Origin of the sequence: Streptomyces sp. VTCC 41912 (assembly GCF_045799175.1) — a bacterium.
Lineage (GTDB): Bacteria > Actinomycetota > Actinomycetes > Streptomycetales > Streptomycetaceae > Streptomyces > Streptomyces albulus_C.
On the sequence record NZ_JBJMAB010000034.1, the window covers coordinates 92,649 to 98,943 of the forward strand.

Genomic DNA, 6,295 nt, shown 5'->3' on the forward strand with positions numbered 1-6,295 from the left:
CTGGTGGGACGGGGGACTACTTCAGTTCGCCAGGCAGGGGACCGGGCACGAGGTGCACGGCGCAGTTGGGGCAGGCGTAGATGATCGCGTCAGGTCCGCTTGCGCGGGGAACATGGCGTACGGGGACAGGGACCCGCGTTGGCTGCCCGCAGCGGCAGCAGGTCTCAGCTTGCTCCGGCGGCACGAGGGGGAAGCGCTGACGGTGCCAGCTCATGCGGCTCTCCCCTCGGCAGTGAACGCGGACGCGGGGAACGGGGCGCCGGGGTAGCTGTACGGGTAGTCCGTACCCATGGTGGCGAGCACTGCCGCGCGCCGCCGCTCCCGGATCACATGCAGCTCTAGCGTGCTCTCGGCTTGCTGTCGGAAGAACTCGGCAGCTTCTTCTTTGGTTGGCCCGGTCCAGGGGCGGGACCACGGGTTCACGGGTGCGGGTTCGGTACCCGGTTCGGTGGTGGGGGCTGCTGCGTGTCGTCCTCGGGCGGGCAGCAGCAACCCCAGCATGCACACCAGGGCACGGGCGATAGCATCGCGCATGGTCGTTCAGCTCCTATGCAAGCTGGTCGGCTAAGCCCCGGCGGACCGCGTAGGACCGGTCTTCCGGGGCGTTTTCATGTTCGACGGTAGTGGGGGTTACGCAGGGATGTCTATGTTCAGGTGTATACAGGGGTCTCTATGCGGCCACTGGAGGTGATAGGTATGTTCCGCGCGTGTTCGAGTTCGACCCCACCCGACCCAAGTGGCATCAGATCGCCGAAGCAGTGCGCCGACGCATTCACAGCGGTGAGTACCCGGCGCGACACCTCGTCTCTGAAGTTCAGCTAGAGAACGAGTTCGGCGTGACCCGGACCACGGTCCGCAAGGCAACTGCCGCACTGCGCGAGGAGGGGCTGATCACCACCACGCCCGGCATGGGGTCGTTCGTTCGGGACCGCAGCGGCGAGGGTGAACGCCAGGGCAGCAAGTAACCCCGCCCGCGCGCCACAGGGACGACACGGACGGGGCCACAGCGGCTACGCCCTCACCGCGGAGCGGCACCCCAGCCAAGGGGCGGACCGGGGCGAGAGCCTGAGCACGTCAACTCAGACGGGACACGGCCTGTCCCTGCTCAAGGCTGATCCGGTCGGGAGCGTCGCCGTCCGATCCGCAGAGTCGCCCTACCGGGCGTCGCTCAGCGGGTCGGAGCCTGTATCGGTGCGGACCACGACTGCCGGAGGGGCGAGCCACTCGCGGCCCCCGCCCTCCGGGCTCAGGAAGGCCGTTGCCCGCTTCCGTCGTTCCCCGGGAGGGTCGGCCGGGTCTTCGTAATCCGGGATCAGGTCAACGAGGATGCCGATGCGACCGGCCCCGTCCCGAACTCGCTGCCCGACATCAGCATGCGTGATCATCTGCGGCCCTCCGCGGGGAGCGGGGACTCCTCGTCACCTTCAACGTCTCCGTCGTCCGGTGCGGGGATGCGAGCGCCCCGGCTCTCCGCGATCCGGAGGACCTCGCGCAGGGACTCGGTCAGGCGAATGGCCGTGTATCTCACCTCGGCATGCGGCGACATGGGGTCGGTGAGCACCTTCTCAGCCGCCTCCTGCACGTCGCCGGCCATCTCAAGCTGGACGTCCTCCACGTCGTCTGCGAGACGGGAGACGAAGCTACGCGGCCCGCCGTCGGTGCTCAGGAAGCACACCTTGCCGTCCCTCGACCACGGGAGTAATCGGGGAGGAACCCCCAACGCCGCATCGGCAAGGTCACGCCGCCGCTTGCGGTCACTCTTGGTCCTGTCTGTCACCTCGGCCCCCTCGGTCCGCCGCGTTCATACAGCGACCGTATGGAGATCCGGGAGGCCAATCCACATGCGCAAGGCGGTAGTTCGGTGGCGTCGAGGAATGATGTACCACGTAGCGTGATAGCTACTCGGCGACACTCAGGTGAGCGGCCATCCCTCGCATGTCCTGCGTCAACGTGCGCTTCCGCGACTTGAGGATGTCGCGCATGAGGTAGCGCGCCATGGACTGGTGCTTGATCCACTCCCCGGACGTGTTCCTGATCGACGTCAGCACGTCCATGGCGTCCTGGTGCGAGCCGAGCAGGACGTGTGCTCGGGCCACGTCCAGCCGGTGACGATCCCAGTTGTTCGCACTGGGCTTTCCGTAGTTGCGGACGGCCTTCTCGCTCAACGGCCCGTCGTCCGTGCGCCGGATCACGCCTCGTGCGTCGCCCATGAGGGACAGGTCCTCCACGGCTTTGAGTTCCGCGGTGACGGGGCCGAAGGTCGTCCAGTGCGACCGGTAGTCGATGTGCTCCTGGTCCAGCGCGCTGGCAGCCGTCGCGGCCATCCTGCGGGCCTCCCGCGCCACGTCCGGGCGGTTGTTCCGCACGGCCGCCGACGCGACCCTGAGCGACAGCTCACCCCACACGGCGAGCGCCCCCGGCGACGCCTGCGAGAACCTGGGCTCCATCTCGTCGGCGGTCATCGCCGCCAGTTGCTCGCTCTCGTCGAACCGGTCCTGCCTGAGCAGCAACCAGCACAGACCCACGACGCCCGTGGCAGCGGTGAGCGTCTGCCCGCATTCCCGCGCCAGGCGGATTCCCTCCGCCAGGGCGTAGTACGCCATGTCGTACTGCCGTACCTGCGTGAGGTATTTGCCGGCGAGCAGCAGGGCGTACGAGCGCGCGATCATCGCCTGTTGCCGCTCGTCGTCCTCAAGGGCGGCAACGGCGGCTTCGGTCGAACGCAGCAACCCCGGCAACTTCTTCGCAACAGAGCTGTACCGGTCCGCCTGGTAGAGCGCGTGCCCGTCCTCGATCTCACGTCGCATCGTGGAGAGTGAGCCTGCCTCTGCCGGTTCGGTGAGCACGGCAGTGAGCCCGATCGGCGGCATGAGGGCCCGACGCAGCTCGGCGAGGTAGCGACGGTTCGCCCCGTCATCGACCACCGGCCGGGGCACCTCGGTCGCGAACAGAGCCGATGTGGTGACCCCCAAGGCGCGGGCGAGGGCGTGCAGTGTTTCCACACGGGCGTCGCCACCCTGCTCCACCTTGCGCACCGTGCTCAGGGACAGGTCCGCCGCCTCGGCGAGACCCTCCTGGCTCAGACCGGCTGTCCGCCGGTACTTCCTCACGTTGTCGGCAAGCCCAGTGGACATGGGATCACTGCTCCTCTCCCTCTCCAGCGTATGCCCGGCGACCTGGCCCGGGTACGCAAAAAGTCCCCGTGCTCGCAGCCCAACTGGGCTAACGAGCACGGGGGATGAATGGACCACTATGCGACGAGAACGTTCGTCAGACGGGCAGCGGCCTTGCCGCCGAACAGCGCGAGACCGCAGTAGAAGTCGATGCGGGTCCGGTAGACGGGCTTGTCGTGCGCCTCGCCCAAGTCGGTCACCTGGACACCACCGTTGGTCAGTCCGGAGACACCGGCGTCAGCTTCGCTGGTACCGAAGCGCACCGCGTAGATGTCACCGGTCTGCTTCCCGCCCGTGCCCGTCGTGAGCGGCAGCACGTCCGCTCCGTCGAGCTTCTGCCCGGCGTCCAGGAGGGGGACGCCCTTCCACATGACGGTGCTCTTCCCCGCAATGACCTCCCTGAGCAATTCGCCGCCACCGAGCCGACGGAACCCGGACTCGATCTTCGCCCGGACGGCAGCGTTCATGTACAGCGCTCCGTTAGAGCCGTTGATGCCACGTACCTGTGCGGTCAGCGCGTCCAAGGTGTCAAAGAAGTCATAGCCGTTGGCGACAGGACCGGTCTCCTTCGAATCCAGCACCTGAGCACCGAGCAACCGCTTGCGCAGCCCGTCGAAACCCTTCGGGTTGACTTCCACGTCACCGTTGAAGAACTGGTCGGCGAAGTGAATCGACGCCGCCTTGACCTTGAGCATGGTCTGAATGGCTCGCTGGTCGTTCAGGTTGCCCCGGGTCTGCACGATGAACTTGTCCAGGTCGGCGTCCCCGCCGAGGATGGCGAGGGTCTCGATCCGCTGGTTCAGCGTGCCCGTACTCTCCGGGTAAGCCTCGTTCACAGCCCGGAAGGAAACACCGGGAAGACTGGACTCCTCGTTGTACTTGTATGCGTTCCCGGTCACCTGAATCAGCGGAAGCCGGTCCAGGATCGGAGACTCCTGCACGAACGTCTCGATCACGCCACGCTGCAACTGGTCAAGCGAAAGCTTCGCAGATTCGACAAGGGTGAGAGCCATAAAAATTCTCCTTTGAGAGATGTGAGGGCGAATGAATGATCGCCCTCTCGTTGGTGGCTGGTGAATGGGCCAGCCCACAGAAATGGCTTATTTAGCCATGCGAAAGAAATCCCTCCCTGCCGATCAGCGGCGGGAGGGGAAGGGGGTACCCCCCTGGTAATTCATTCAAAAACGCTGCGAGTTTGAACGTTTTTCGGCAGCCCAACCGCCCGGTTGATGCCTCGCTGTCTCGCGGTTATGGCACGTCGCACACAACGGACGCAGACAAGCAAACGCATCAGGATCACTCACCCCTTGCGCGACTAACTCACGCCGCGACAAAGGGAAATGGTCAGCAACCGTCGCCATGCGACCACACAGCACGCACCACGGATTCCGGTACAGGTACGCCTTACGGATGCGCTGCCACCGTGTCCCGTAGCCCCGCTCGGCAGACGTACCGCGCTGCCTCTCAGCCTCACGTCGATGCCGGTCGCAGCGACCACCAGTGCGCGTCAGCTCGGGGCACCCGGGGACGCTGCAAGGGGGGCGGGGTTTGCGGGGCATGGGGGATCACCTCCAGGAGGGTGGGGATACTGTCGGAGGCAGCCGCTACAGTCGTTCAGGGCATCGGGAAGGGGGTGTGATGGAAGAGAACGAGACCCAGCCGGCCAGGTTCTACATACCAAGCGCCTTGGCCAAAGAGGTTGTTGAGCTGTTCCTGACGGACGAACGCGTCTCGTACATCAACGATCCGGCCGTGGACATCCCGTACATCAGGCCCACACGCATCAGTGATCTTGACTTCTTCCTAACTCGTGAGGCGTACGCGGCCGTACGCATCGCAAAGGGGCTTCGATCCCGCCTTCACGTAGCCGCTTACGGGATGCGCACCGCAACCACCGCCGAGGAACGACGCGAGGCAGCCCGAGAGTTCCTGAGTGCGCTAGCCGAACTGATCGCGCGCCTAATCGGATTCCTTGCACGCCTACTCCTGCGCCTACTCTCGGGGCTCCTTGGTCGCGCCGCAAGGAACGACTTGCCCGTGTGGACGCCCATCCCGCTCGAACGAACACCAGAAGTCATCCCCCGAGGGCCCAACCCTGCCTTCCCCGTGAACATCAACTGGGGTGGGCATCACAGCAGTCGTGCGCCGGGGAGCGCCGTACTGGCTGCCTAGGTAGCCCGCCGACCAAGCAAGGTCGGAAGGTCAACAGTCGTGTTCAAACTGCCGGAAGGCGCCCCGTGGTGGGCTGTCCTCGCCGTCATCGCACTCGTCACCATCGTTGCCGGAGTTACCCGGTTGGCTCGCCACGTTTGGCCCCAGAACTCCCGGGACCGCAAGGAACTGTGGCAGGAGTGGCAGCGTGCCCGTGCCCAGCGCCGGAGCGAGATCAGGACCCGGGATCGCACCGAGCGTTGAACAGCCATTGTGTTCGGGGCCGTCCAACCCGTCATTCGATGCGAGCGGCCCCGAACTCCGTCCCCGTCTTCAGCGCATGGCACCCCCGGCACAACACCTGAACGTTTCCGTCCGTGTCGGCCCCTCCCAACGCGAGGGGCCGCACGTGATCGACGTCCATCCCGTCCGCGGGGAAGTCGTCCAGGCACCAGTCACACCAGCCATGGCCCTTTCGCTCAAGGGTCCGCCGGAGCCGTGAAGCAGCGTCGAACCGCTTTGCCCGTCGCCGGCCCCGCGAACGCCTGGCCCGAACCGACGGCCGGTCCTGGTGCGCCTGGTCGTGAACATCGCACCGGCCCCGCCGAGTTGCCGGACTGGTGCAGTCGATACAGCCGTTCATCTTCACCGCCTGGTGCTCGTAGTCGTTGGTCCTGGTGCCCGTCGCCGAACAGCAAACGAGCTGGTCAGCAGTGCCCGCCCCCGGGCTCGAACCGGGAACACCGCGGGTCTAAGAGTTCCTAACGCAACGTGTTTTGCAGGCGTCGCCAGCAGATCAGTGAACAGGCGAGTTTAAGGAACGCCTCGTGGATGTCGTCTCGAGTTTCCCAACGGATGCGCAGGCGGCCGAACCAGTGCAGGAGCGCGATCGTCTGTTCCACGACCCATCGCTTGGTTCCCAGGCCGGAGCCGTGTTCGGTGCCGCGTCGGGCGATGACCGGCTTGATGCC

General features: G+C 65.8%; 8 protein-coding genes. 2 read left to right on the forward strand and 6 right to left on the reverse strand.

Annotation, left to right across the window (positions count from 1 at the left end; genetic code table 11):
- Nucleotides 1-210 precede the first annotated feature (210 nt).
- On the reverse strand, nt 211-534 hold the full coding sequence (locus tag ACJ6WD_RS32515) for a hypothetical protein (protein WP_407617085.1): 324 nt from the start codon (nt 532-534) through the stop codon (nt 211-213).
- Nucleotides 535-707: 173 nt separating this feature from the next.
- On the opposite strand from ACJ6WD_RS32515, the gene ACJ6WD_RS32520 reads away from it, so the two are divergent.
- Nucleotides 708-965 carry a GntR family transcriptional regulator gene (locus ACJ6WD_RS32520; protein WP_038518887.1) on the forward strand — a complete coding sequence of 86 codons (258 nt, stop codon included), beginning with the start codon at nt 708-710 and terminating at the stop codon, nt 963-965.
- 416 nt (nt 966-1,381) lie between these two features.
- Here the strand turns inward: ACJ6WD_RS32520 and ACJ6WD_RS32525 are convergent, their stop codons facing one another.
- From ACJ6WD_RS32525 to ACJ6WD_RS32535, 3 genes are all read right to left on the reverse strand, one after another.
- Nucleotides 1,382-1,777: a hypothetical protein gene (locus tag ACJ6WD_RS32525; RefSeq protein WP_376447145.1), complete on the reverse strand. Its 396-nt coding sequence runs from the start codon at nt 1,775-1,777 to the stop codon at nt 1,382-1,384.
- Nucleotides 1,778-1,898: 121 nt separating this feature from the next.
- The gene (locus ACJ6WD_RS32530; protein WP_275464566.1) at nt 1,899-3,134 is read right to left on the reverse strand and encodes a helix-turn-helix transcriptional regulator; all 1,236 of its coding nucleotides are present in this window, start codon (nt 3,132-3,134) and stop codon (nt 1,899-1,901) included.
- A 116-nt stretch (nt 3,135-3,250) separates the two neighbouring features.
- Entirely contained in the window at nt 3,251-4,186 is a 936-nt protein-coding gene (locus ACJ6WD_RS32535) for a major capsid protein (protein WP_407617086.1), read from the reverse strand.
- Nucleotides 4,187-4,811: 625 nt separating this feature from the next.
- Here ACJ6WD_RS32535 and ACJ6WD_RS32540 point away from each other — a divergent pair.
- Nucleotides 4,812-5,345 (forward strand): hypothetical protein, encoded by a 534-nt coding sequence (locus tag ACJ6WD_RS32540; RefSeq protein WP_407617087.1) that lies wholly within the window; start codon nt 4,812-4,814, stop codon nt 5,343-5,345.
- A 274-nt stretch (nt 5,346-5,619) separates the two neighbouring features.
- Here the strand turns inward: ACJ6WD_RS32540 and ACJ6WD_RS32545 are convergent, their stop codons facing one another.
- Nucleotides 5,620-5,967, reverse strand: coding sequence for an HNH endonuclease (locus ACJ6WD_RS32545; RefSeq protein WP_407617091.1), 348 nt, complete (start codon nt 5,965-5,967; stop codon nt 5,620-5,622).
- Nucleotides 5,968-6,085: 118 nt separating this feature from the next.
- A partial coding sequence (locus tag ACJ6WD_RS32550) for a transposase (protein WP_407617088.1) occupies nt 6,086-6,295 on the reverse strand: 210 nt, incomplete at its 5' end.

Coding starts and splice junctions, on each gene's coding strand:
- ACJ6WD_RS32515 (WP_407617085.1), bottom strand. CDS start 534: ATGCGCGATGCTATCGCCCGTGCCCTGGTGTGCATGCTGGGGTTGCTG.
- ACJ6WD_RS32530 (WP_275464566.1), bottom strand. CDS start 3,134: ATGTCCACTGGGCTTGCCGACAACGTGAGGAAGTACCGGCGGACAGCC.
- ACJ6WD_RS32535 (WP_407617086.1), bottom strand. CDS start 4,186: ATGGCTCTCACCCTTGTCGAATCTGCGAAGCTTTCGCTTGACCAGTTG.
- ACJ6WD_RS32540 (WP_407617087.1), top strand. CDS start 4,812: ATGGAAGAGAACGAGACCCAGCCGGCCAGGTTCTACATACCAAGCGCC.
- ACJ6WD_RS32545 (WP_407617091.1), bottom strand. CDS start 5,967: ATGAACGGCTGTATCGACTGCACCAGTCCGGCAACTCGGCGGGGCCGG.